Here is a 20,738-nt window from a genome sequence, read left to right on the forward strand (position 1 = left end):
TCGCATCGTGTCGCCCCGCCCCCGCCTTCAGGATATAGCCCGCATCGCCGGCGTGTCGGTGGCCACCGTGTCGCGTGCCCTGTCCGATTCGCCGTCGGTCAACCGCGTCACCAAGCGGCGCATCTGGTCGATTGCGCGCGAGCACAACTATTTCGGCGATGCCGAAGCGCCTGTGCCGATGTCCGGTGCCAATGCCACCATCGCCATCGTCATCCCACCGCCGCACGGGCGCGAAGGGCGCTTCTCTGATCCCTTCTATCTGGAAATGATCTCCGATGTCGGCGAAGCGGCGCGCGACATGGGCTGCGACCTGCTGCTGTCGCACCTGACGCCCAAGAACCAGCACGACCTGACGTCGCTGATGCACAATATCCGCGCCGACGGGGTGATCTTTCTGGGGCAGTCCTACCTGCACGAACGCTTCAACCACCTCATGAAGTCGCACCGCAACTTCATCGTCTGGGGGGCGGAAATCGCCGGTCAGACCTATTGCAGCGTCGGTTCGGACAATCTGCACGGCGGGGCGCGCGCCACAGCGCATCTGGCGCGGCTGGGGCGGCGGCGCATCGCCTATCTGGGCGATGTCGGCGAAGCCCCGGAAATGAAGCAGCGCTATCAGGGCTATCTCAACGCCCTGAACGCCGCCGGGCTCGACTTCGACCCGCATCTGATCGTGCCCTGTCACTTCGAGATGGAGTCGGCGCAGGCCGCCGTCACCCACCTCCTGTACAAGGGCATAGAATTTGACGGCATCTTCGCCGCCTCGGACATCATTGCGCTGGGGGCTATCAAGGGGCTGACGCGCGGCGGGCGCAACGTGCCGCAGGACGTCTCGGTCGTCGGCTACGACAATATCCAGCTCGCCGCCTATGCCCACCCCATGCTGACCACCATCTCACAGGAACTGGCGCGCGCCGGCCGCCTGATGGTGTCGAAACTGTTGGGGTCGCTCAATGAGGGCGAAATGCTGTCCGAGCGTCTTTCGACCGAACTGGTCGTGCGCGAATCCTGCGGCGGGTAGAACCCCAAGATTAACGCCACGTCAGATGTTAGCGCTATCGTAAAATTTGCATAATTTTGTAATTTTTTGCATTAGATTGCAAAAAACAGTACCTTTGGTATGATCCGAGGTTGCGAGATATTTACCTCGCAAATGCGAGAAAAAGTGGCTGAATCCGCCCTATTGTCGCACAATTGCGCGCAAAACGTTACATCAGAGCCACAAGCAGCCTCAAAGCGTACAGGAAATCCGGGGCAATATTTTCACTCAGTTGCAAAAACATTAACTCCGTGTCATAGACCCCGGACACGGCCCGACAGAGGCCGGTTATTGAGAAGTTACAGGGACCAGAGTGTTGCCACGCGAACCAGAAGAGTTTGCGATCCATAAGAGACAGTCAGGAAGGCTCTACATCATGAAAACCGGACACGGCACTTTCCGCCGCGCCACCTTGCTCTGCAGCGGAGCGGGCATCGCGCTCGTCACCTCGCTGGCCCTGTCGGCGCCCGTCATGGCGCAGGACACCGCCGCGAAACAGGCTGACGATGGCGTCACCGAGGTGGTGGTCACAGGTATCCGCCGCGGCATCCAGGACGCCATTTCCGCCAAGCGTAACTCGACCTCCATCGTCGAAGCCGTCTCGGCCGAAGACATTGGCAAGCTGCCGGATCAGTCGATTGCCGAATCCATCGCCCGCCTGCCCGGCATCGCGGCGCAACGCACCAATGGCCGCGCCCAGTCGCTGAGCGTGCGCGGTCTGGGGCCGGACTTCACTGTCACCACGCTCAATGGCCGCGAACAGGTTTCGACCAATGACGGCCGTGGCGTCGAATTCGACCAGTATCCGTCGGAGCTGATCTCTCAGGTTCTGGTGTACAAGACGCCGAACGCCTCCATGCCGACGCAAGGCATCGCCGGTACGGCTGATCTGCGCACCGTGCGCCCGCTGTCGTTCGGCAAGCAGGTCGTCGCGCTCAACTATCGCCGCGAGCAAAACTCCAACGATGCCTTTATCGGCGGGTCGAGCAATACCGGCAACCGCTACGCCGTCACCTATATCGACCAGTTCTTCAACAAGACTCTGGGTGTGGCCATCGGCTACGCCTCGACCTCTTCGCCGTCGCAACTGCAAAAGTGGGAAGCCTGGGGCTATACGCGTAACTTCTACGGCACCAACAACACCATCATCGACGGCGCCAAGCCCGAAGTCGCCTCGTCCAACCTCGACCGCGACGGCCTGATGGCCGTGCTGGAATGGAAGCCGAACGACCGTCTGCACATGACCGTCGATGCCTACCATTCGGAGTTCAACGAGACGCAACTGCGTTCGCGCATCGAATTCCCGCTGTTCAACCCGGCCAATAACTCAGGCTCCTCCGCCTGCCCGACGGGCTGCGCCGGGGCCGCCGTGCCGCCGGGCTGGGATGGCCAGACGCGCCTCGTCTCCTACACCGCCTCCAACGGTCTGGTGAACAGCGCCACCTTCTCCGGCATCAAAACGGTGCTCGGCAACTACGTCACGCAGCGCGAAGCCACGCTCGACAATATCGGCTGGAACACCCGCTATCGCCTCAGCGACAACTGGCTGCTCGAAGCCGACCTGTCGCACGCCAAGGTCGATCGCACGGACCTGATTCTGGAAACCACCGCCGGTACGGGTCTTGACGGTTCGGGCGCGCTCGACACCGTGACCATCAAGCAGTCGGGTCAGCAAGGCGCCACCATCACCTCGGCGCTCGACTACACCAATTACAGCACCATCTTCCTGACCGACCCGCGCGGCTGGGGCGGCGGCACGCAGGCCGGTTACCTGAAGAACCCGACGATTGTGGACGAACTGGACATCATCCGTCTGGCCGCCACGCGCACCTTCGACAACAACCCGCTGTTCTCGAAAGTCTCGTTCGGTATCAACCGCACGGAGCGTTCGAAGTCGAAGGTCGGCAACGAAGGCACGCTCACCCTGTCGAAGGCGGCCACGCCGGTCCCGATGTCGATGGCCGTGCCGGAACAGTATCGTCGCGGCACCACGGCGCTCGACTTCATCGGCATCAAGGGGATGATCTCCTACGATGCGCTCGGCATGTACAACGACGGCGTCTATACCTTCCGCCGCAACGTCGCCGCCAATGCCATCAAGAACACCTGGGCCGTGGATGAAACCGTCACCACCCTGTACTTCATGGCCGACATCAATACCGAACTGCTGGGTAAGCCGCTTCTGGGCAATATCGGTGTCCAGCAGCAGCACGCCGAACAGACGGCGACCTCCATCTATACCGGCGGCACAGTGTCGCCTGACAACGGTCAGGTCATCACGGGCGGCACCGACTATAATGACGTCCTGCCCAGCCTGAACCTGAGCTGGGAAATCTTCGACAACACGCAACTGCGCTTTGCCGCGGCCAAGACGCTGTCGCGTCCGAAGATGGAGGACATGTCGGCGGGCTTCAGCTACGACACCTGCCGCAATCCCTGCGCCACGGTTACCGGCACGGGCGGCACCACCAACTACTACTGGACGGCCAATGGCGGCAACCCGGCGCTGGAGCCGTGGCGGGCGACCTCTTACGACCTGTCGATCGAAAAATACTTCGGTCGCAAGGGCTATGTCGCGCTGGCCCTGTTCAAGAAGGACCTGACCTCCTACGTCTTCGACGCGCGCACCACCTATGACTTCAGCGACACGACGAAGTTTGCGGTCAATCCGAACCAGTTGGGGGCCGGCCTGCCGGCGCACCCGGCCCAGACCAACCGCGTGGGCATCTATTCGACCAAGCTGAACGGCGACGGCGGCTATATCCGCGGCCTCGAATTCTCGGCCTCCATTCCGGGTGAGCTGATCACGCCGTGGCTGGACGGGTTCGGGGTGATCTACAGCTTCACCAAGAACGAGTCGGAGATCAAGCCGAACGGCACGACGGCCATCCCCATCCCCGGCCTGTCGGAGAAGGTGGAAAACACCACCGTCTATTATGAAAAGTACGGCTTCTCGGCCCGCGTCTCGCAGCGCAAGCGCGATGACTTCCTGGGTGAAGTGCCCGACTATCAGAACAATGCCGAACTGGTCATGGTGAAGGGCGAATCGATCGTCGATGCGCAGCTCTCCTACACCTTCCAGAGCGGCCCGTTGAAGGACCTCAGCATCCTGCTGCAAGGCAACAACCTGACCAACGAGCCGTTCATGACCTACTACTCGACCCCGGCCGAAGTGCGTAAGTACGAAGACTACGGTTCGAGCTACATCATCGGTATCAACTACAAGTTCTGATTGCTCAGAACCTCCCCGGCCGGAGCGTTTCCGCTCTGACCGGGTACTGGACACCCGCTTCGGCGGGTGTTTTGTTTTCACCCTCTCCTTTTTATCCGGGAACAGGCATGGTCGATACAGTCAAGCGCATCGTTATTGCCGGTGGCGGCACGGCCGGATGGATGACCGCCGCCGCCCTGTCGCAGATCATGGGGGAACAGCTCAGCCTCGCCCTGATCGAGTCCGAAGAGATCGGCTCGGTCGGCGTCGGCGAAGCGACCATCCCGATGATCGCGCACTTCAACGCCCTCTTACGCCTCGACGAAAACGACTTCCTGCGCGAAACCAAGGGTACGATCAAGCTCGGCATCGCCTTTGAAGGCTGGCGGCACGAAGGCCACAGCTATATGCACGCCTTTGGCACGCTGGGGCGCGATCTGGGCTCGGTGCCGTTTCACCACTACTGGCTTCAGGCGCATCTCGACGGGCAGGACGACGATCTGTGGGCCTATTCGCTCAATGAACGCGCCGCCTACGCCAACCGTTTCGCACCGCTGAACCAGATCCCCAATACGCCCCTGCCCGGCATGCCCTATGCCTATCATTTCGACGCCTCGCTCTACGCCCTCTATCTGCGCCGACTGGCCGAAGCGAAGGGGGCACGCCGCATCGAAGGGCGTATCCGCGACATCGCCCTGCACGCCGAAACGGGCCATGTGACGCGCCTCAGCCTTGAAGATGGCCAGCAGGTCGAGGGCGATCTGTTTATCGACTGTTCCGGCTTTCGCGGCCTTTTGATCGAAGGGGCGCTGAAAACCGGCTTCGAAAGCTGGAAGAACCTGTTGCCGTGCGACCGCGCCTTCGCCGTGCCTTGCGAAAGCGTCTCGCCGCTCACCCCCTATACGCGCTCCATCGCCCGCGAAGCCGGCTGGCAGTGGCGCATCCCGCTTCAGCACCGCACCGGCAATGGCTACGTCTTCTGCAGCGACCATATCTCCGAAGACGAGGCCGCCACCCGCCTGTTGTCGCGGCTGGATGGTCAGGCGCTGGCCGATCCGCGCCTGATTCGCTTTGAAACCGGGCGGCGGCGTCTTCAGTGGAACGGCAATGTCATCGCGCTGGGCCTGTCATCCGGCTTTATAGAGCCGCTGGAATCGACCTCCATCCACCTCATCCAGTCAGGCATAGCGCGCCTGATCACCCTCTTCCCGCACGCCGGTTTCGACCCGGCTGTGGTGGCCGAATATAACCGTCAGAGCGCGCTGGAATTCGAGCTGATCCGCGACTTTATCGTCCTGCACTACCACGCCAATGAACGGCACGGCGAAGCCTTCTGGGATCAGGTGCGCCACATGGCCATTCCGGACGCGCTGGCGCACAAGATGGCGCTGTTCCGCGCGTCAGGAATGATTCAGCCCCACCCCAACGACCTGTTTCAGCTTCCCGCCTGGCTTCAGGTCATGGTGGGGCAGAATGTCCGCCCCGCCGCCGCGCACCCCTTCGTCGCCGCCGTGCCCGAAGCCGCGCGTCAGGACTATCTGGCCAATCTGCGGACCATTATCGGGCGGGCGGCAAACGGCCTGCCGACGCACGAGGCCTATATCGCCCAGCATTGCCGCGCGGTGTAGTTTGCTATCGGCTGTTTAAACACCGTTACGGACGCACACATTTAATTTTTATTTTCGGAACGCTACCCATAAGGCCATAGTAAATGCGGGGCCTGATGCTCCCTTGCCTGCTGAGAGACGCCTTATGATCGAAAAGAAGAACACCATTCTTGTGGTCGATGACGAAGACGAAATCCGCAAGATGCTGAACATCTTCCTCGATGTCGCCGATTTCAAGGTCGTCGAGAGCGAGAACGGTAAGCAGGCCATCCGCCTGTCGGCTTCGGTCAAGCCCGACCTGATCCTGCTCGATCTGGGCCTGCCCGATATCGACGGCAAGGAGGTCATCCAGACCATCCGTCAGTGGTCGAACGTGCCGATCATCGTGCTGACCGCGCGCTCGGAAGACATGGACGCTGCGCCGGCCCTCAATCTGGGCGCCGACGATTACGTCACCAAGCCGTTTTCCGCCGAAGTCCTGCTGGCGCGCATCAATGCCAATCTGCGCAAGTCGGTCGTGCGCGAAGTGGGTGAACCCGATGTGGTCAATGGTCCGATTCGCATGGACCTTGTCCGCCACGAAGTGTTTATCGACGAAAAGAAGGTCCCCTTCACGCCGAAGGAATACGACCTGCTGCGCTTCTTCCTCGTCAACCGCGGCCGTATGCTGACGCACAAGCAGATCCTCAAAGAGGTCTGGGGCCCGGCCCACGTGGACGATACCCAGTATCTGCGCGTCTATATCGGTCAGGTGCGCGAAAAGCTGGAAACCAAGCCGGGGCTGTCGAAGTCCATCGTCTCGGAATCCGGTATCGGTTACCGCATGGAGATCGTCGCCGAAACCGCGGCCTGATCACCCCGGATCAGGTCCTTAAGGGCGCTTCCCCCGATCGCCCTTCGGCCCCCTCCCTGCGAAGAAACGGCGGCCCCCGTCCCCAGGGGCCGCCGTTTGTTATTTCAGGACGAGATGATACTGAATGGAATCATCATTCAAGTGCCTCCCCTGATTTCAGGGGAGGTGGAGTTTGGAGCGTAGCGACAAAAGAGGGTGGGGTTAAATTCCCTGCTGTTAACCCCACCCGTCGCTACGCGCCACCGGCACCGGCCGCCCGGCTCCCCTGAAATCAGGGGAGGCACTATGGCGCCAAGCCGTTTCCACCTAACATCATTCCGCTCTAAGCCATTATCCCGCGCCTTACCCGGCGCTTACGGACGCAGACTTTACCCCGTTTTGTATCCTTACGCGGTCAGCGCGATGCTGGTCTCAGCAACAAACATCCCTATGGAGGATTTCCAATGCTGAGATGGGTCATCACCTTCTTCATTCTGGCGGTTGTGGCCGCCCTGTTCGGCTTTACGGGCCTCGCTGGCACCTTTGCCGATATCGCCAAGTTCATCGCCGTGGTCTTTGTGGTGCTGTTTATCGCCGGTCTGGTGTACAGCGCGCTGACCGGGCGTCGCTCAAGCCCACCGATGTGAGGCCATTGAATCCCTGACACAAAACCCCGCCCTCACCGGCGGGGTTTTTTACTTCGCAAGGAAGGCCGCCGTGGCCTGCACGGTTTCCCTCGCATAGAGGATGCGGCGGTGGCCCAGCCCGGGCAGGGGATGCAGACTGACATGATCGCCCGCAGCGGCAAAGCTTTCGGCGCTGAGGAACAGCACCTCCTGATCCTCCGGCGCGTGCAGCACCAGTGTCGGCAGCGGATGGGCCTTGAGGATCGCATCGCCCATAAAGGCTTCGACCGGATGGCCGGTCAGGCGCTTCACATGGTCTTTGAGATGCCCCGTGGCCTCTGGCGACAGGTCGTGGCGGCGCGCAAAGGTATCGAAGACGCGCGGCATGGAACAGGGGGCGGCGATCAGCACCAGCCGCCCATAGTGAAGCGGCGGCAGGTCACCAACCAGCCCCGACAGGCCCGCAAAGGCCACCGCGCCCCCGAACGAATGGGCGACCACGCCGTGCCACGGCCCGGTGACGGCGTGCAGCGCGTGCAGGGCCGCCACCCCCAGCGCCACGTGCAGGCGCTCACCATCAGACCGCCCATGGCCCGGAAAATCGAGCGCCACCACGTCGAAGCCTTCGCTGACCAGCGACTCGACAAAGAAGGTCATCACCGCCGCCTGACCGGTCCAGCCGTGCAGCAGCACCACCGTCCCGCGACCGGTTCCGGCAAAGCGATAGGCCTGTAATTCGCCGCCCTGAAACGGGATGCGCAGCGGTTCGGCGGCGCTCAGGCGTTCGGCCACCCGCGCCATGCCCTTTTGCGCCGCCTCGCTCAGCGGTTCCGGCGTGCAGAACAGCTCAAACAGACGGTCGGCCTGCGCCTTGGGCGATTCCGTCGCGGCATCCGGTTGCACAGTCATCAATCACGGCCTATTCTGTTCAAGATTGAACCATAATTAGTTCAATCTTGAACAAATCACAAGGACGGAGATGACGCAAGACACCCCGGCCCCGACCGGCCTCATGCCGTGGGAGCTGCCGCGTTTTCGCAACTGGATCGCCGTGGCGCGCGCCCATCAGATCGTCGAGCGCACGCTCAATGCCCGGCTGGCCCCGCACGGGGTGCGTATCGCCCACCACGATATTCTGGCCAATATCTACCGCTTTTCCGGTCTGACGCAGAACGAACTGGCGCAGCGGCTGCTGGTCGGGCGCTCCAACCTGTCCATGCTGCTGCCGGAGCTGGAAAAGCGCGGCCTGATCGAACGGCGCAGCGATGCGGCGGACAAGCGCGTGCGGCGGCTGTGGCTGACCGAGGCGGGACGCGCCCTGACCGAACAGACGCTGGCCGTGCAGGCGGGCGTGGTGACCGAAATGATGACGATCCTCAGCGACGCCGAATGTCAGGCGCTGGGCGACTATATGCGCCGCATCACGGCCGGTATGGCGCAGTGGGCCGAACCGGATCGGGTTTAGAGCGGATTTGTTCAGCCTGAATCTAAATTCCGCTCTAACATTTTGTTTTGTCGCGCATTTGATTCCGAAAACCGTTGCACACTTTTCGGAATGCGCTCTAAACCAGTACCGCCGTTTTCAAAAGACGATCCGCCAGTTCGAGCAACTGCCTGCCCTCAAACGGCTTGGCGATACCGGCATCGGCCCCGATGCGGCCAGTGGCGTTCAGCGCGTCGGTTTCGCTGAGCTGTCCATCCAGACCCGCCGACATGGCGATCACTGGCACGGCAGGCCAGGTCTGTTTGATATAGCTCATGCCCTTGATACCGCCCATGCCCGGCATAAAGACGTCACAGACCACCAGATCAACGTGAGCAATATCGACATCGCGGAAGGCCACCTCCATCGATTCGGCATCCGACACGCGATAGCCGCCAAATTCCAACGCGCCACGGATAAAGCTGCGCAGGGTGCGACTGTCGTCGATCACCAGCGCATGTTTTTTTCGCGTGCGCGTACTCAGGTCCTTGAAGGCCGTCTGAAAGATGCGCCGCACGTCACCTTCGCCGAACGGCTTGCGCAGGATGAAATCGGCGCGCGCCTGACGCGCCTTGCGCAGGGTCTCTTCGATGCTTTCCTGCGATGATCCCGCCGTCATCAGGATAATCGGGGCCGACCCGCTGCGTTTGCGAAAGGCCTCTATGTGCGCCAGCCCATTTGTGGTGCCGACAAAGATGTCCATAAACAGCGCCTGCACCGAAAACGAACTCAGCGCATCATAACTTTCGCGGAAGGTCGGAAAATGGATGTGGCTCCATCCGGGTTGCGCCGAAATCAATCGGCCGATCATCTGCGCCTGCACGGCGCTGTCCTCAATAATGAGCGCGGTCGAATGGGTCATGCGGTCCTGAGACGATCCTGTATCTGGCGGTGACGCCTTTGTGTATGGCCCCTGTTCTGGCGAGCAATACTGAACTCTTTGGTTCGCAGCGTCTTTTAAAGGAGGCTTGTTAAGCCTTGGTAACCAAACGCCAGGCGTTCATAACAAAACACTCCGCCTTACCTTTCCACACCCGTTGGGGCCATCTGCGCCGGCACATAAAGGCTGAACACCGCGCCGGTTTCGGGGTGGTTGCGCACCTCAATACGCCCGCCCAGAAGCGTCATGATCAGCTCAGCGATCGACAGGCCCAGACCCGTCCCGGCATTCTGCTGATCCTGCTTTTGCAGGCGCGTATATTTGTTGAAGATGGCGCGCATCTTGTCCGGCGGGATGCCCGGCCCGTGGTCGCGCACGTGCACAAAGGCCTCTTCGCCCGAGGCCCCATAGTCGATATCGACCACCGGGGCCTTGCCCGTATGTTTCAGCGCGTTCTCAATAATCAGGCCAACCACGCGCGACAACAGCACCGTATCCGTGTGAAAGGCCTCGGCACCGCCCAGATCGTGCAGGCGAATCTCGCCCTTATCCTTCAAAGGCCCCAGTCGCGTGATCGAATCGCGGATCAGCGGTGTCAGATTGGCCGTCTCCTCGCGCGGCTGCACGGCGCGGCTTTCCAGCTTGGCCATGTCGAGGATGTTGGTGATGAACTTGTCGAGGCGATAGGCTTCGGACAGGGCGGACGTAATCAACGAGCGCCGCTTCTCCTCCGACAGCTTGGCTTCGAGCAGGGTATAGACCTCCAGCGAGCCGATAATGGTCGCCAGCGGGGTTTTCAGGTCGTGGGATACAGCGGACAACATCTGACGGTACAGCGCTTCCTTGAGTTGGGTTTCCTGCGACGGATCAAGCCCCGGAGCCGGTTCTGCCTTGTCCACCCTGACCTCTGTATCCATAACCAACCCCGAATGGGCATCTGCGGTCAGAGACATACCTTATTCCGGTACACAAGGCCAAGCGAAACACCCCGTCGGGTCATTAAAAACAACCATCAGGGGGCACAGGTTACAGATTACTGGGTTTGCATGAACTGCCCGCGCAGCGCGCCTTGCAGACGGGTGATGCGGCGCAGCGCGCGGTTCAGTTCATCGATCAGGCGGCCCTGATCCGGCGTCGCCACCTGCCCCCCCTCGCCTTCCAGCCGCAGATAGTCGTCAAGCTGCGCCGCCAGATGCACGCGCGCCTCTTCCAGCATGGTCAGGCCGGTTTCCCCCAGTTGCCGCGCGGCCTCAAGCCCTTCGGCGTAGCGCGTCGCCCAGGCGTTCAGGCGCGAAATCTGCGCCTTCACATCGCTTTTGAGGTGCACGGTTTCCACCCCGCTCAGCAGGTCCTGAAGATCGCGCCTCAGGTGCTGCGCGTCTTCGATATCGAGGGTGAAATCCACCGGCACAGACGTCGCCTTTTCGGCCTCCGGCGCGGGGTTGGGGGCCTCATAGGCGGCGGCATCCGCGGGCGGATCAGCCGGTTGGGCGGAGGTCAGGGCGGGATCGCGTTCGACAGGGTCGGACATGGTTATCTCCTTGTCCTGAAACCCTAATCCGACCTCCGCAAGGGCGCAGTGCGGAGCGGCCACCCGCCTATAAAGGGACGGTAAAAAGCCTGAAATCCTTTGCTCATCGTCAGGCCGGGGTCAGTGCCCGCAGTTTTTGCGCCAGAAGTCCGGGCTGGATCGGCTTCGACAGATAATCGTCCATGCCCGCCTCTATACAGCGTTCGCGGTCACCGGCCAGGGCGTGTGCCGTCACGCCGATAATGCGGTAGCGGAAGCCCCTCGCCGGCTCCAGTTCGCGGATGCGCCGCGTGGTTTCAAAGCCGTCCATCTCGTGCATCTGCACGTCCATCAGAATGGCATGGTAGGGCGTATCGCTGTCCTTCAGCAGGGCCAGCGCCTCGATACCCGACTCGGCCGCCTCGGCCTCATAGCCCATCTCTTCCAGCATCAGGGTGGCGACCAGCACGTTCGGCGCATAGTCTTCGACGATCAGCACGCGCGGCCTCTCGCCCGGCCCCGGCGGCGGCACAGGCGGACGCTCATCATCGGCCACTGCCATCACCGCGACCGGCAGGCTGAGGCGCACGCTGAACAGCGAACCCCGCCCCTCTTCGCTGTCCACCGCAATCTCGCCGCCCATCACCTCCACCAGCGCGCGCGCGATCGACAGGCCCAGCCCCGACCCGCCGAAACGCCGCGTGATCGAGGCATCGGCCTGAGTGAACTTGTCAAAAATCTGGCTGCGCTTGGCTTCGGGGATACCGATGCCGGTGTCGCGGACCGCAAGGCTCAGATCGACGCGGTCGCCGCGCCTCTGCGCCTCACCGATCAGCTCGATTTCACCGCGCGCGGTGAACTTGAGCGCGTTCGAAATCAGGTTCATCACGATCTGCTGCAAGCGCGTGCGGTCACCGCGCACCGTCACGCCCTGCGTGTTGTCGGTCAGGGCAAAGTCCAGCCCCTTGCGCTCAATATCCTGCGCAAACATCATCTTAAGGTCTTCCAGCACATCGGCCGGACGGAAGGCGGTGGACTCCAGTTCGATCTTATTATCCTCAATTCTGGAAATATCGAGAAGATCATTGATCAGCCGCAACAGAAGCTGCGCATTGGTACGCAGAGTCTCAACAATACGGTACTGATCGTCATTGAGCGGCGACTTGATCAGAATGTCCGACAGGCCCGTCACCACGTTGAGCGGTGTGCGAATCTCATGGCTCATGGTGGCCAGAAAGTCCGTCTTGGCCTGCGACGCGGCTTCAGCGCGCTCCTTGGCCGCCTGAAGCTCCTGACGCTGGCGTTCGTTCTCGCGCAGCAGGCGTTCCTTGGTGAAGGCCGCCTGCATGACGGCGGGCAGCAGGTCGAGATAGGCCTGATTGATGTCCTTAACCGCATAGTCAGCCGCCCCCAGCTCCATCGCCTCCAGCGCGATGGCTTCGTCACCGCCGGCGGTGAGGATGATGACCGGCGTCGTGATCTCGCGCGCCTTCAGGGCCTTCAGCATCTCCAGGCCATTCATGCCCGGCAGGTTGTAATCGAGCAGGATCAGATCAAACCCCTGCTGCGCCATCACCTCCAGCCCGGCCTCAGCCGTGACGGCCAGATCGACCTCAAGGCTGTGGCGGCGAAAGCGCTTTTGCAGCAGGCGACCCAGCGCCTCATCGTCTTCGATATACAGGATGCGGGTCAGGGGGGGGGAAGACATCGGCATCTTATTTCACCACGGTGTTGGGAACCTTCACCACGGCAAGCATCAGGCCCAGCTTGCGGATGGCGTCGGAGAAGTTGTCGTATTCGACCGGCTTGGTGATATAGACATTGCAGCCCAGCTCATAGCAGCGATCGATTTCGCGCGGATTATCGGTCGTGGTCAGCACGATCACCGGAATGGCGCGCGTGGACGGATCGCCCTTGAGGCGGCGCAGAATCTCATAGCCGTCGATATGCGGGATGTTGAGGTCGAGCAGCACCAGAGTCCGCTCATGGCGTTCGGCGGTCTGGGCCGCGCTGAGGTGCTCACCGAAGAAATAGTCGATGGCCGCCGCTCCGTCTTCGAAATGGCGCACCGGATTGCCGATACCGGCGCGCTCCAGATTCTTGCGAATCAGGCGCGCGTGACCGGCATCGTCTTCGATCATGACCAAGGTGAACTGATCGTCAAAGGCAGGGACCATCATAGGTTCAGGCTTCCATCGCAGTTACAGGGCGTGACGCTTCGCTCAGGCGCGGGCGTTTGGGCAGGCGCACATGAAAGCGCGTCCCTTCATCAATTTTCGAGTCGAACCAGATGTCACCGGACAGGCGCCTCAGCGTCGCCTTGACATAGGCCATGCCGAGCCCCAGCCCACCGACCTCGGTCGTATTGCGAGCCCGGCGGAAGATTTCAAACACCTTCGGCTTGTCGATATCGGCGATGCCGCGGCCATTATCCGACACGGTGAAGATGTAATCATGCAGCGTCTCGCGCACAGAGACTTCTATCTTTCCGGTAATATCCGGCCGCAGATATTTGACCGCATTATCGAGCAGATTGCCGAAAATCTGCTCCAGCGCCACGGCGTCGCTCATGATCTGCGGTAAGGGGTCACAGCGTATCTCGATCCCCTTTTGCGTAATATCGTACCCCAGAGCCCCAACGCATTTATCGAATATAGTCTGGGTGTTAACGGGCTCGACCGTATAGACGCGCTTACCGATGCGCGACAGGTCTAGGATGGCGCGCGTCAGGCTGTCCATGCGCTCAACCCCTTTGGCGATAAAGCCCAGCGACTCCGGCACGTCCTCTTTCAGGGCCAGATCGAGCGCCTTCTGATGCTCTGGCGCAAAGTCTTTCTGATACGGGGCGATGGCGTTGGTCACCGCCTTCATTGATATTTCCAGTTCTTTGGAAAAACCTTTCAGATTGACCAGAGGCGCGCGCAGGTCGTGCGAGGTGATGTAGGTGAAGGTTTCCAGATCGGCATAGAGCTGACGCAACTCTTCCTCGCGCTGCTTCTGTTCGGTAATGTCGGCGTGGGTGCCGATCATGCTCTTGATGCCGCTGAAATCGGCCCCGGTGCCGACGCCGCGCGACAAAATCCAGCGATAGCCGCCGTCCTTGTGCCGCATGCGGAAGATGCTGCGATAGGTGGCGTCCGTGCCCTCCATATAGCGGCGCAGATCGGCGTCCGCCGCCTCGCGGTCATCCGGGTGGATCATGTCGCGTAACACCTCCCAGCGGTTTTCCACCTCGTCCGGGGCATAGCCCAGCATGGCCTTATAGGCCGCGGAGCAATAGACGTCGCCGCTGACGAAATTCACCTCAAACAGGCCGTCGTTAATGCCTTCGGTGACCTCACGATAGCGCTGCATGACGGCCTCCTGCTCGGCCAGACGGTTGCGGAAATCGGCCTCCAGATTGAGGATCGTCACTGTCCCCAGCAACATAACGCCGATCAGCAGGATGCTGCCGATGACCAGCGTAAAGACAAAATCCGAACGCGCCTTCACCACCTCCGCCGTCTGAAGCCGCACCTCGACCAGACGCCGCACATTGGTGGCCTCCAGCGCGCGGCGCACGTGCGCCATGTCGCGCACCTGTCGTTCAAACGCTTCGCGCGTCAGCGCCGCCCCGCGCCCCAGCCGGCGGTTTTCGACCTGATCGTCGAAGGTCTTGCGCAGAGATCGGATATTATCGAGCCACAGATAGATGTCGCGCGCCGCCTGCGGATCATGGCGCAACACCAGGGTGCGATAGGCCGACAGATCACGCTCCAGCATATCGCGCGCCGTGCGATAGCTGGTCAGCGTCGCCTCATCGCCGGACACCAGATAGGCGTGAACCCCCGTCTGCATATCGAGCAGATCGACCAGCACCACCCGGCTTTGGCGAATGGCCTCGTATTCAAACAGGGATTGCCGGTTCTGGTCCTGAATGCGGTTGTAATGGGCGTAGACGATGAACGAAAAGGCCACGGTCGCAATCGACAGCAGGACAAACAGCACCAGATAGTATCGTCGCTGCCGCAGCAGCTTTTGCCACATCATCCGTCTTTCCCCGTCCATCATATACGCAAACGCAGGCCCTGAAGCCCTGCGGCATCAGAACCTGCGAAAACCGGAAATGTCCAGCCTTACGACTGGCTTAATTCTTGGCGTCCTTGGCGGCGTCGGAAACCGCTTCGCCCCCGGCCTGAACGTCCTTGCCCGCACCTTCAATGGTGTTGCAGGCAGACAGGGCCGGAACGGCCGCCAGCGCAACGCCGGCAATTACGATCATCTTGGCGATCTTGTTGGTCATGTGCTTGGTCCTTTTCAAATGCCCCATCTTACTCAGAGCTTGCCGCCGCACCGGTAATGGGTCCATGCCATCGACAGAGGCCTTAATAAATAAATCATAAGAAAAATCAGGCGGCTGTTTTACGGCGGCTTGATTTTCCGCTCCTCAGCCCGTCGCGAAAAGCGCGCCACACCGACACGGCCCCACCGGCGGTGCGCGTCACCACGCCCTGCACCTCACGCTCACCCGGCAGGGCCGAGGTTTCGCTGATCAGGTGCTCAAGCGTCCCCTGCACGGCGCGCCGGGCGCGGCCGATGGCCACCAGCAGGACAAGCCCCACAGCAATGACCAGAGCGGCGACGATGCCGCCCGCGCCCTGCGGCGTGAGCCCCAGCGCCTGCAAGCCGTGAAAGGCGAGCAGCAGCAAGACCGAAAGCCCCAGCGCCAGCGCCACCAGCGTAAACACCATCAGCCCGACCAGCACGCCCAGCGCGCTCAGAAAGGCCAGGGCCTGCGACCGCACCTGACGAAAGCGCTGACGCACAAAAAACAGTTCCGCCACACGTAACAGCACAGACATTCGCGACCCTTTCACAACCGATACAAAAAAGGGCGAAGCCGCTGTGGACCTCGCCCTTAAACCTTCAGACGAAACGCCCGATCAGCGCTTGAGCATCATGCCGATCAGCACACCGGCACCCAGCGCCAGAAGACCCGTGCGCACGGGGTTTTCGTGCACTTCCTTATTGAGGCGGCCACCGGCCTTGTTCAGATGGCCCTGCGCGTCATCAAAGAGATGACGCAGCTTGGCACCGGCTTCGTTGGCGCGCGAAGACAGGTCATCAGCCACGTGGCGCGCGGTCTTTTCAACGCCTTCAACGGTACGGTCGGCTTCCGAACGGACGTCGTGTTCGGCCAGAACCTTGGTGACTCCGGCGGCGGCTTTGGTGGCGGGGGACAGCATCAATCTCTCCTTTGAGGGCGTGCGATATGGGGGAGGAATGGGGGTCACATCCACACGGACCGCGGGGCGGGGGGGGGATGTCTGACACGGAAGGCCGTCTGAGACAGCATCAAAACGAGGATGGGGGGGGGTATCTCGTTTTCGTCCGTGTCTTGGTCCGTGTGGATGTGATGACTGAACCCTATCGGCGCGGCTTTAAGGATGCGATGCCTATGGCTGAAAGCAAAAATAAGGGGCAGATAAAGGCGCGTTTCCTGATTTTTTACTTACGCGCAAGGCCTTGCAAACCCGGCGAAAACTGACGCAGCGCGGGCGCAGCTTAGCATCAGGGTCGCGCGCTTTCACCCGCGTCGCGACCTTCACACCCCTACCCTCACAAAGGAGATCAGACATGGGCGATATCAAAGGCTCGATCAAGGAAACCGCCGGCGGCGTCGAAGAGGAACTGGGCGAAGCCCTGCACAACGACAAGATGGCCGAAGACGGTCGCAAGCTGCGCAACGAAGGCCGCATCGAACAGGGCAAGATGCCCAAGGTGAACCCGGTCGGCTCCGAAAAGCCTTAAGGCCTTTTTTGTTTTATCGCGATGTTTTTGCGGAAAACCGCTCACACTTTTCCGCACATCGCTCTAACGTCAGACCGCTAGCAACGGAAAACCGCTCTGATCCGCAAAGATCAGGGCGGTTTTTTATACCTTCCCGGCGTGCCGGGGAGGTGTAAGACAGGCGTTACAACCGCACCACCTTCGCGGTGTGGGCCAGCGGTTCGGTGGTTTTGAGGGGGTTTCTGAGCGGGTGGACGAAGGGGCGGGCGTCGATTTCAAACACGTCGCCTTCTTGCGTCTTCACACCGTCGGCAAAGCTCGCCGTTGCCGTCCCGAAGCAGTGCACGTGCACATCGCCCGGCACGCGGAACAGTTCGTACTTGAAGTGGTGGTGTTCCAGATTCTCAAACGTGTGGGACATGTTGTCCTCGCCGGAGATGAACGGCTTCTCCCAGATCACTTCATTGCCGCGCACGATCTTCGACGTGCCTTCGACGTGGCTGGGCAGGTCGCCCGTCAGGATCTCGACACCGAGGCTCGCCGGACGCAGCTTGGAGTGGGCCAGCCACAGATAGTTCTGCTTTTCGGTCACATGGTCCGAGAACTCGTTGGCCAGCGCAAAGCCGATGCGATAGGGTTGAGAGTCCTCGCCGATGACGTAGATACCGGCCATTTCCGGCTCCTCGCCGCCGTCTTCGGCAAAGCCCGGCGACACCAGCTCGGCGCCCGGTCCGACCAGCGCATAGCCATTGCCCTTATAGAACCATTCCGGCTGCGCCCCGGCCGTGCCCGAAGCCGGCTTGCCACCCTTCACGCCCATCAGGAACATACGCATGGAGTCGGTCAGGTTCTCTTCGCCGCCCCCGTCTTTGGTCGCCTCTTTGGCCTTGGCGTGCATCTTGTCGCGGCCCTCAGCCGAGCCCAGGTGCGTCAGGCCCGTCCCGGTCAGGTGCAGGTGCGCCGGGTCCGGATGGTCGATGGGGGCCAGCACACGGCCTTCGGACAGGGCCAGCGCGATATCCACGGCCTCACCCAGCCCCTGCTGCGCCACCTGATCGGCGATCAAGCGTTTGGCGGCGATGGCGGCCCTGGCCAGCTCATAGGTCGTGGACACGCCCAGAATAATCTTCGCCGACCCGTCATCTTCGGCAGCGGCCACACCGCGCGTCCCGTGGGCATCGACAAACTGGATCAGGCGAAGGGTCATGGATCACTCCCAACAAATATTGCTCTTAAAACTCAGACAATTGATTGTGACTTAGGCCCGCCTTTGCCGTTTGTCAAATCGTGTTTATGATCAGACTCGTTTCTATCGGCTCGACAGGATTTTACGAGCCCGCTTTAAAGCGCCTCCCCTGATTTCAGGGGAGGTGGATTCGATGCCTTTGGTATCGAAGACGGTGGGGTTAATACCGACGTATAACCCCCCTCCGGCTTTCAGCCGGTATCCCCCCTGACATCAGGGGGGAGGCTTTAAACCGGCTCCGTCCGATGACCGAGGAATAAAACACACAGGGACCTGCATGACCGATACCCGACCCGCTGCTACGTTTGACCGCTCCCCGGCCACCGAAAGTTCCGCTTACGGCGTGCATTTTCAGGGCCGCCTGCACGGGGCGCTGGCCCACCGGCTGGGGGTGGACATCCTCAAGGGCGTCTATCAGCCGGGCGAGGTCCTGCCCAATGAGATCGACTCCTCCTCAACCCTCGACATCTCGCGCTCGGCCTATCGGGAGGCCATCCGCATTCTGGCGGCCAAGGGCATGGTCGAAAGCCGCCCCAAGGCCGGGACGCGCGTCACGGCGCGCCGCCGCTGGAACGTGCTCGATCCGGAGGTGCTGGGCTGGATGTTCGAGACGGAGCCGTCGGAGGACTTCATCAAGGGCCTGTTTGAGCTGCGTCTGATTACCGAACCGGCGGCGGCCGAGCTGGCGGCGCTGCGCCGCACGGACGAGCACCTGCGCCTGATGGACAAGGCGCTCGACCTGATGGAGGCCGAGACCCTGGCCACCGAGGCCGGGCGCAAGGCCGATCTCGACTTCCACGACGCGCTGATGCACGCCACGCACAACGAAGCCCTCGCCTCGCTGAGCCATTCGATCGGCGCGGCGGTCGCCTGGTCCACGCGCTTCAAGCAGCGCCATCAGGCCCTGACCCGCGACCCCATCCCCGACCACCGCCGCGTGTTTGATGCCATCAAACGTCAGGACTCAGGCGCCGCTCGCTGGTGCATGGAATCGCTCATCCGCATGGCCCTCGACGACACCCAGCGCTCCATGCAAACCCAGTACCTCGAACCGAGAGGGTGAGAGGGCACGAAAGGTTTTTGGCCACGAAAAACACCAAAAGACACGAAAATGACAGGCGGAAACCGCGGCGCGAAGCGCCCACCAATCTACCTGCCCCAAATAGGTAAAGGCCCTTCGGGCAAGGCAGCTTCAACAGCCCCCGTTCGTGCTTTTGGCTACGCCGAACTTCGTTTCGTGTTTTTCGTGGCCAATTCTGTCTATTCAGCCTTGGCCTTGACCAAGGGCGAGGTCGCTTCCAGCAGGCCGTTTTCGCGCGCCACCAGAGTCGGGATCAGGATCTGACCCGTCACATTGGTCGCCGTGCGCACCATGTCGATAATGCGGTCGATGGCGGCCAGCAACGCAATCCCCTCCAGCGGCAGGCCCGCCGTCGAAAGCGTCAGGGTCAGCATGACCGTTGCCACGCCCGGCACACCGGCGGTGGCCAGCGACCCCAACATGGCCGTGAGCGCGATGATCACGTAGTGACTCTGAGTCAGTTCGATATGGAAATAGTTGGCCACAAAGATCGAGGCGATGGCCGGATAGATGGCTCCGCAGCCGTCCATCTTCATATTGGCCCCCAGCGGTACGGCAAAGCCCGCATAGGCCGGATTGAGCTTCAGCTTTTCGATGGCGGCATTGAGCGACACCGGCAGGGTGCCCAGCGACGAGCAGGTGAAAAAGGCTGTTTGCTGCGCTTCGAACACGCCCTTGTAAAAGGCCACGACGCGCAAGCCATGCAGCTTGAGCAGGATCGGATAGACGACGAACACGTGGATCAGACAGGCCAGATAGATGGCCCCGATAAAACTCAGGAGCGGCGTCAGGCTCTCTAACCCATAAGACCCGACCACCGAGGCGATCAGGCCAAACACGCCAAACGGCGTCAACTGGATCACCCAGCGCGTCAGCTTGAACATCAACTGGCTGCCCTGAGAGACAAGGGTTTTCAACTCAGCCGCGCGCTCGCCCAGGGCGCTCAGGCCCGCCCCGACAAACAGGGCGACAAAGACGACGCTCAGGACCTGACCTTCGGCAAAGGCCTTGAAAATATTGGTCGGCACAATGCCGATCAGCACGTCCTGGACCGGCGGGATGACCTTGGGCTTGACGTCGGCCACCGGCAGGCCGCTTAAGCCGCGGCCCGGCTCGATCAGGTGGCCGATGGCAAAGCCCAGCGACACGGCCAGACCGGCGGTCATGATGAACCACACAATCGTCACCACCCCCAGACGCACGGCCTTGCCGCCGCCGCCTTCGCCCAGAGCCCCCTCGCCCAGCCGCGAAATCGAGGCCGCAATGGTGAAGAAGACCAGCGGCACGACCAGCATCTTGATCAGGTTGACGAAGAGGTCACCGATAGGCTCAACCCACGGCACGGCCTGCTGACCGAAGGCCACCCCCACCCCGGTCCCCAGCGCAAAAGCCACCAGAACGCGCAACCAGAAGGGAATTTTGGACATGTCGAGCCTCATCAGTAAGGCCCCGAA

20 protein-coding genes are annotated in these 20,738 nt (G+C 61.4%); 8 read left to right on the forward strand and 12 right to left on the reverse strand.

Annotated elements, in window-relative coordinates:
* The first annotated feature begins 7 nt into the window (after nucleotides 1–7).
* From ACK8OE_RS03545 to ACK8OE_RS03565, 5 genes are all read left to right on the forward strand, one after another.
* Entirely contained in the window at nucleotides 8–1,021 is a 1,014-nt protein-coding gene (locus tag ACK8OE_RS03545) for a LacI family DNA-binding transcriptional regulator (protein ID WP_410271393.1), read from the forward strand.
* A 394-nt stretch (nucleotides 1,022–1,415) separates the two neighbouring features.
* Nucleotides 1,416–4,271 (forward strand): TonB-dependent receptor, encoded by a 2,856-nt coding sequence (locus ACK8OE_RS03550; RefSeq protein ID WP_290795387.1) that lies wholly within the window; start codon nucleotides 1,416–1,418, stop codon nucleotides 4,269–4,271.
* Between the two features lie 107 nt (nucleotides 4,272–4,378).
* Nucleotides 4,379–5,878, forward strand: a complete 1,500-nt coding sequence (locus tag ACK8OE_RS03555) for a tryptophan halogenase family protein (RefSeq protein WP_410271394.1) — start codon at nucleotides 4,379–4,381, stop codon at nucleotides 5,876–5,878.
* A gap of 124 nt (nucleotides 5,879–6,002) precedes the next feature.
* Nucleotides 6,003–6,710 carry a response regulator gene (locus ACK8OE_RS03560; protein ID WP_013479481.1) on the forward strand — a complete coding sequence of 236 codons (708 nt, stop codon included), beginning with the start codon at nucleotides 6,003–6,005 and terminating at the stop codon, nucleotides 6,708–6,710.
* Between the two features lie 443 nt (nucleotides 6,711–7,153).
* Nucleotides 7,154–7,336 (forward strand): DUF1328 domain-containing protein, encoded by a 183-nt coding sequence (locus ACK8OE_RS03565; protein ID WP_013479482.1) that lies wholly within the window; start codon nucleotides 7,154–7,156, stop codon nucleotides 7,334–7,336.
* 48 nt (nucleotides 7,337–7,384) lie between these two features.
* On the opposite strand, the gene ACK8OE_RS03570 is transcribed toward ACK8OE_RS03565, so the two are convergent.
* On the reverse strand, nucleotides 7,385–8,224 hold the full coding sequence (locus tag ACK8OE_RS03570; RefSeq protein ID WP_410271395.1) for an alpha/beta hydrolase: 840 nt from the start codon (nucleotides 8,222–8,224) through the stop codon (nucleotides 7,385–7,387).
* 70 nt (nucleotides 8,225–8,294) lie between these two features.
* On the opposite strand from ACK8OE_RS03570, the gene ACK8OE_RS03575 reads away from it, so the two are divergent.
* Nucleotides 8,295–8,780, forward strand: coding sequence for a MarR family winged helix-turn-helix transcriptional regulator (locus ACK8OE_RS03575; protein WP_410271396.1), 486 nt, complete (start codon nucleotides 8,295–8,297; stop codon nucleotides 8,778–8,780).
* Nucleotides 8,781–8,877: 97 nt separating this feature from the next.
* On the opposite strand, the gene ACK8OE_RS03580 is transcribed toward ACK8OE_RS03575, so the two are convergent.
* The 9 genes from ACK8OE_RS03580 to ACK8OE_RS03620 all read right to left on the reverse strand — a co-directional run bounded on the left by ACK8OE_RS03580 (nucleotide 8,878) and on the right by ACK8OE_RS03620 (nucleotide 16,413).
* Nucleotides 8,878–9,660, reverse strand: coding sequence for a response regulator (locus ACK8OE_RS03580; RefSeq protein ID WP_410271397.1), 783 nt, complete (start codon nucleotides 9,658–9,660; stop codon nucleotides 8,878–8,880).
* 158 nt (nucleotides 9,661–9,818) lie between these two features.
* The gene (locus ACK8OE_RS03585) at nucleotides 9,819–10,631 is read right to left on the reverse strand and encodes a sensor histidine kinase (protein ID WP_410271398.1); all 813 of its coding nucleotides are present in this window, start codon (nucleotides 10,629–10,631) and stop codon (nucleotides 9,819–9,821) included.
* A gap of 80 nt (nucleotides 10,632–10,711) precedes the next feature.
* Nucleotides 10,712–11,209 (reverse strand): hypothetical protein, encoded by a 498-nt coding sequence (locus tag ACK8OE_RS03590; protein WP_410271399.1) that lies wholly within the window; start codon nucleotides 11,207–11,209, stop codon nucleotides 10,712–10,714.
* A gap of 109 nt (nucleotides 11,210–11,318) precedes the next feature.
* Nucleotides 11,319–12,896, reverse strand: coding sequence for a response regulator (locus ACK8OE_RS03595; protein ID WP_410271400.1), 1,578 nt, complete (start codon nucleotides 12,894–12,896; stop codon nucleotides 11,319–11,321).
* 7 nt (nucleotides 12,897–12,903) lie between these two features.
* Nucleotides 12,904–13,368, reverse strand: a complete 465-nt coding sequence (locus ACK8OE_RS03600; protein ID WP_290795412.1) for a response regulator — start codon at nucleotides 13,366–13,368, stop codon at nucleotides 12,904–12,906.
* A 4-nt stretch (nucleotides 13,369–13,372) separates the two neighbouring features.
* Nucleotides 13,373–15,217, reverse strand: coding sequence for a sensor histidine kinase (locus tag ACK8OE_RS03605; RefSeq protein ID WP_410271401.1), 1,845 nt, complete (start codon nucleotides 15,215–15,217; stop codon nucleotides 13,373–13,375).
* Nucleotides 15,218–15,314: 97 nt separating this feature from the next.
* Nucleotides 15,315–15,470, reverse strand: a complete 156-nt coding sequence (locus ACK8OE_RS03610) for an entericidin A/B family lipoprotein (RefSeq protein WP_013479491.1) — start codon at nucleotides 15,468–15,470, stop codon at nucleotides 15,315–15,317.
* Between the two features lie 106 nt (nucleotides 15,471–15,576).
* Nucleotides 15,577–16,029 (reverse strand): hypothetical protein, encoded by a 453-nt coding sequence (locus tag ACK8OE_RS03615; RefSeq protein WP_410271402.1) that lies wholly within the window; start codon nucleotides 16,027–16,029, stop codon nucleotides 15,577–15,579.
* 81 nt (nucleotides 16,030–16,110) lie between these two features.
* A complete protein-coding gene (locus ACK8OE_RS03620; RefSeq protein ID WP_290795419.1) occupies nucleotides 16,111–16,413 on the reverse strand; it encodes a hypothetical protein in 303 nt (100 codons plus the stop codon).
* A 391-nt stretch (nucleotides 16,414–16,804) separates the two neighbouring features.
* On the opposite strand from ACK8OE_RS03620, the gene ACK8OE_RS03625 reads away from it, so the two are divergent.
* Complete coding sequence (locus tag ACK8OE_RS03625; protein ID WP_172961154.1) at nucleotides 16,805–16,978, forward strand: hypothetical protein; 174 nt, start codon at nucleotides 16,805–16,807, stop codon at nucleotides 16,976–16,978.
* A gap of 163 nt (nucleotides 16,979–17,141) precedes the next feature.
* Here the strand turns inward: ACK8OE_RS03625 and araD1 are convergent, their stop codons facing one another.
* Nucleotides 17,142–18,164, reverse strand: coding sequence for an AraD1 family protein (gene araD1 / locus ACK8OE_RS03630; protein ID WP_410271403.1), 1,023 nt, complete (start codon nucleotides 18,162–18,164; stop codon nucleotides 17,142–17,144).
* A 316-nt stretch (nucleotides 18,165–18,480) separates the two neighbouring features.
* On the opposite strand from araD1, the gene ACK8OE_RS03635 reads away from it, so the two are divergent.
* On the forward strand, nucleotides 18,481–19,266 hold the full coding sequence (locus ACK8OE_RS03635; RefSeq protein ID WP_126421648.1) for a FadR/GntR family transcriptional regulator: 786 nt from the start codon (nucleotides 18,481–18,483) through the stop codon (nucleotides 19,264–19,266).
* Between the two features lie 197 nt (nucleotides 19,267–19,463).
* On the opposite strand, the gene ACK8OE_RS03640 is transcribed toward ACK8OE_RS03635, so the two are convergent.
* The gene (locus tag ACK8OE_RS03640; RefSeq protein WP_410271404.1) at nucleotides 19,464–20,711 is read right to left on the reverse strand and encodes a dicarboxylate/amino acid:cation symporter; all 1,248 of its coding nucleotides are present in this window, start codon (nucleotides 20,709–20,711) and stop codon (nucleotides 19,464–19,466) included.
* Between the last annotated feature and the right edge of the window lie 27 nt (nucleotides 20,712–20,738).

The sequence above is a fragment of the Asticcacaulis sp. W401b genome (assembly GCF_046503825.1).
Lineage (GTDB): Bacteria > Pseudomonadota > Alphaproteobacteria > Caulobacterales > Caulobacteraceae > Asticcacaulis.

Excerpts from the sequence above, each read along its gene's own strand:
- ACK8OE_RS03550 (WP_290795387.1), top strand. The coding sequence starts at position 1,416 with ATGAAAACCGGACACGGCACTTTCCGCCGCGCCACCTTGCTCTGCAGC.
- ACK8OE_RS03555 (WP_410271394.1), top strand. The coding sequence starts at position 4,379 with ATGGTCGATACAGTCAAGCGCATCGTTATTGCCGGTGGCGGCACGGCC.
- ACK8OE_RS03560 (WP_013479481.1), top strand. The coding sequence starts at position 6,003 with ATGATCGAAAAGAAGAACACCATTCTTGTGGTCGATGACGAAGACGAA.
- ACK8OE_RS03565 (WP_013479482.1), top strand. The coding sequence starts at position 7,154 with ATGCTGAGATGGGTCATCACCTTCTTCATTCTGGCGGTTGTGGCCGCC.
- ACK8OE_RS03570 (WP_410271395.1), bottom strand. The coding sequence starts at position 8,224 with ATGACTGTGCAACCGGATGCCGCGACGGAATCGCCCAAGGCGCAGGCC.
- ACK8OE_RS03575 (WP_410271396.1), top strand. The coding sequence starts at position 8,295 with ATGACGCAAGACACCCCGGCCCCGACCGGCCTCATGCCGTGGGAGCTG.
- ACK8OE_RS03580 (WP_410271397.1), bottom strand. The coding sequence starts at position 9,660 with ATGACCCATTCGACCGCGCTCATTATTGAGGACAGCGCCGTGCAGGCG.
- ACK8OE_RS03585 (WP_410271398.1), bottom strand. The coding sequence starts at position 10,631 with ATGTCTCTGACCGCAGATGCCCATTCGGGGTTGGTTATGGATACAGAG.
- ACK8OE_RS03590 (WP_410271399.1), bottom strand. The coding sequence starts at position 11,209 with ATGTCCGACCCTGTCGAACGCGATCCCGCCCTGACCTCCGCCCAACCG.
- ACK8OE_RS03595 (WP_410271400.1), bottom strand. The coding sequence starts at position 12,896 with ATGTCTTCCCCCCCCCTGACCCGCATCCTGTATATCGAAGACGATGAG.
- ACK8OE_RS03600 (WP_290795412.1), bottom strand. The coding sequence starts at position 13,368 with ATGATGGTCCCTGCCTTTGACGATCAGTTCACCTTGGTCATGATCGAA.
- ACK8OE_RS03605 (WP_410271401.1), bottom strand. The coding sequence starts at position 15,217 with ATGATGTGGCAAAAGCTGCTGCGGCAGCGACGATACTATCTGGTGCTG.
- ACK8OE_RS03610 (WP_013479491.1), bottom strand. The coding sequence starts at position 15,470 with ATGACCAACAAGATCGCCAAGATGATCGTAATTGCCGGCGTTGCGCTG.
- ACK8OE_RS03615 (WP_410271402.1), bottom strand. The coding sequence starts at position 16,029 with ATGTCTGTGCTGTTACGTGTGGCGGAACTGTTTTTTGTGCGTCAGCGC.
- ACK8OE_RS03620 (WP_290795419.1), bottom strand. The coding sequence starts at position 16,413 with ATGCTGTCCCCCGCCACCAAAGCCGCCGCCGGAGTCACCAAGGTTCTG.
- ACK8OE_RS03625 (WP_172961154.1), top strand. The coding sequence starts at position 16,805 with ATGGGCGATATCAAAGGCTCGATCAAGGAAACCGCCGGCGGCGTCGAA.
- araD1 (WP_410271403.1), bottom strand. The coding sequence starts at position 18,164 with ATGACCCTTCGCCTGATCCAGTTTGTCGATGCCCACGGGACGCGCGGT.
- ACK8OE_RS03635 (WP_126421648.1), top strand. The coding sequence starts at position 18,481 with ATGACCGATACCCGACCCGCTGCTACGTTTGACCGCTCCCCGGCCACC.
- ACK8OE_RS03640 (WP_410271404.1), bottom strand. The coding sequence starts at position 20,711 with ATGTCCAAAATTCCCTTCTGGTTGCGCGTTCTGGTGGCTTTTGCGCTG.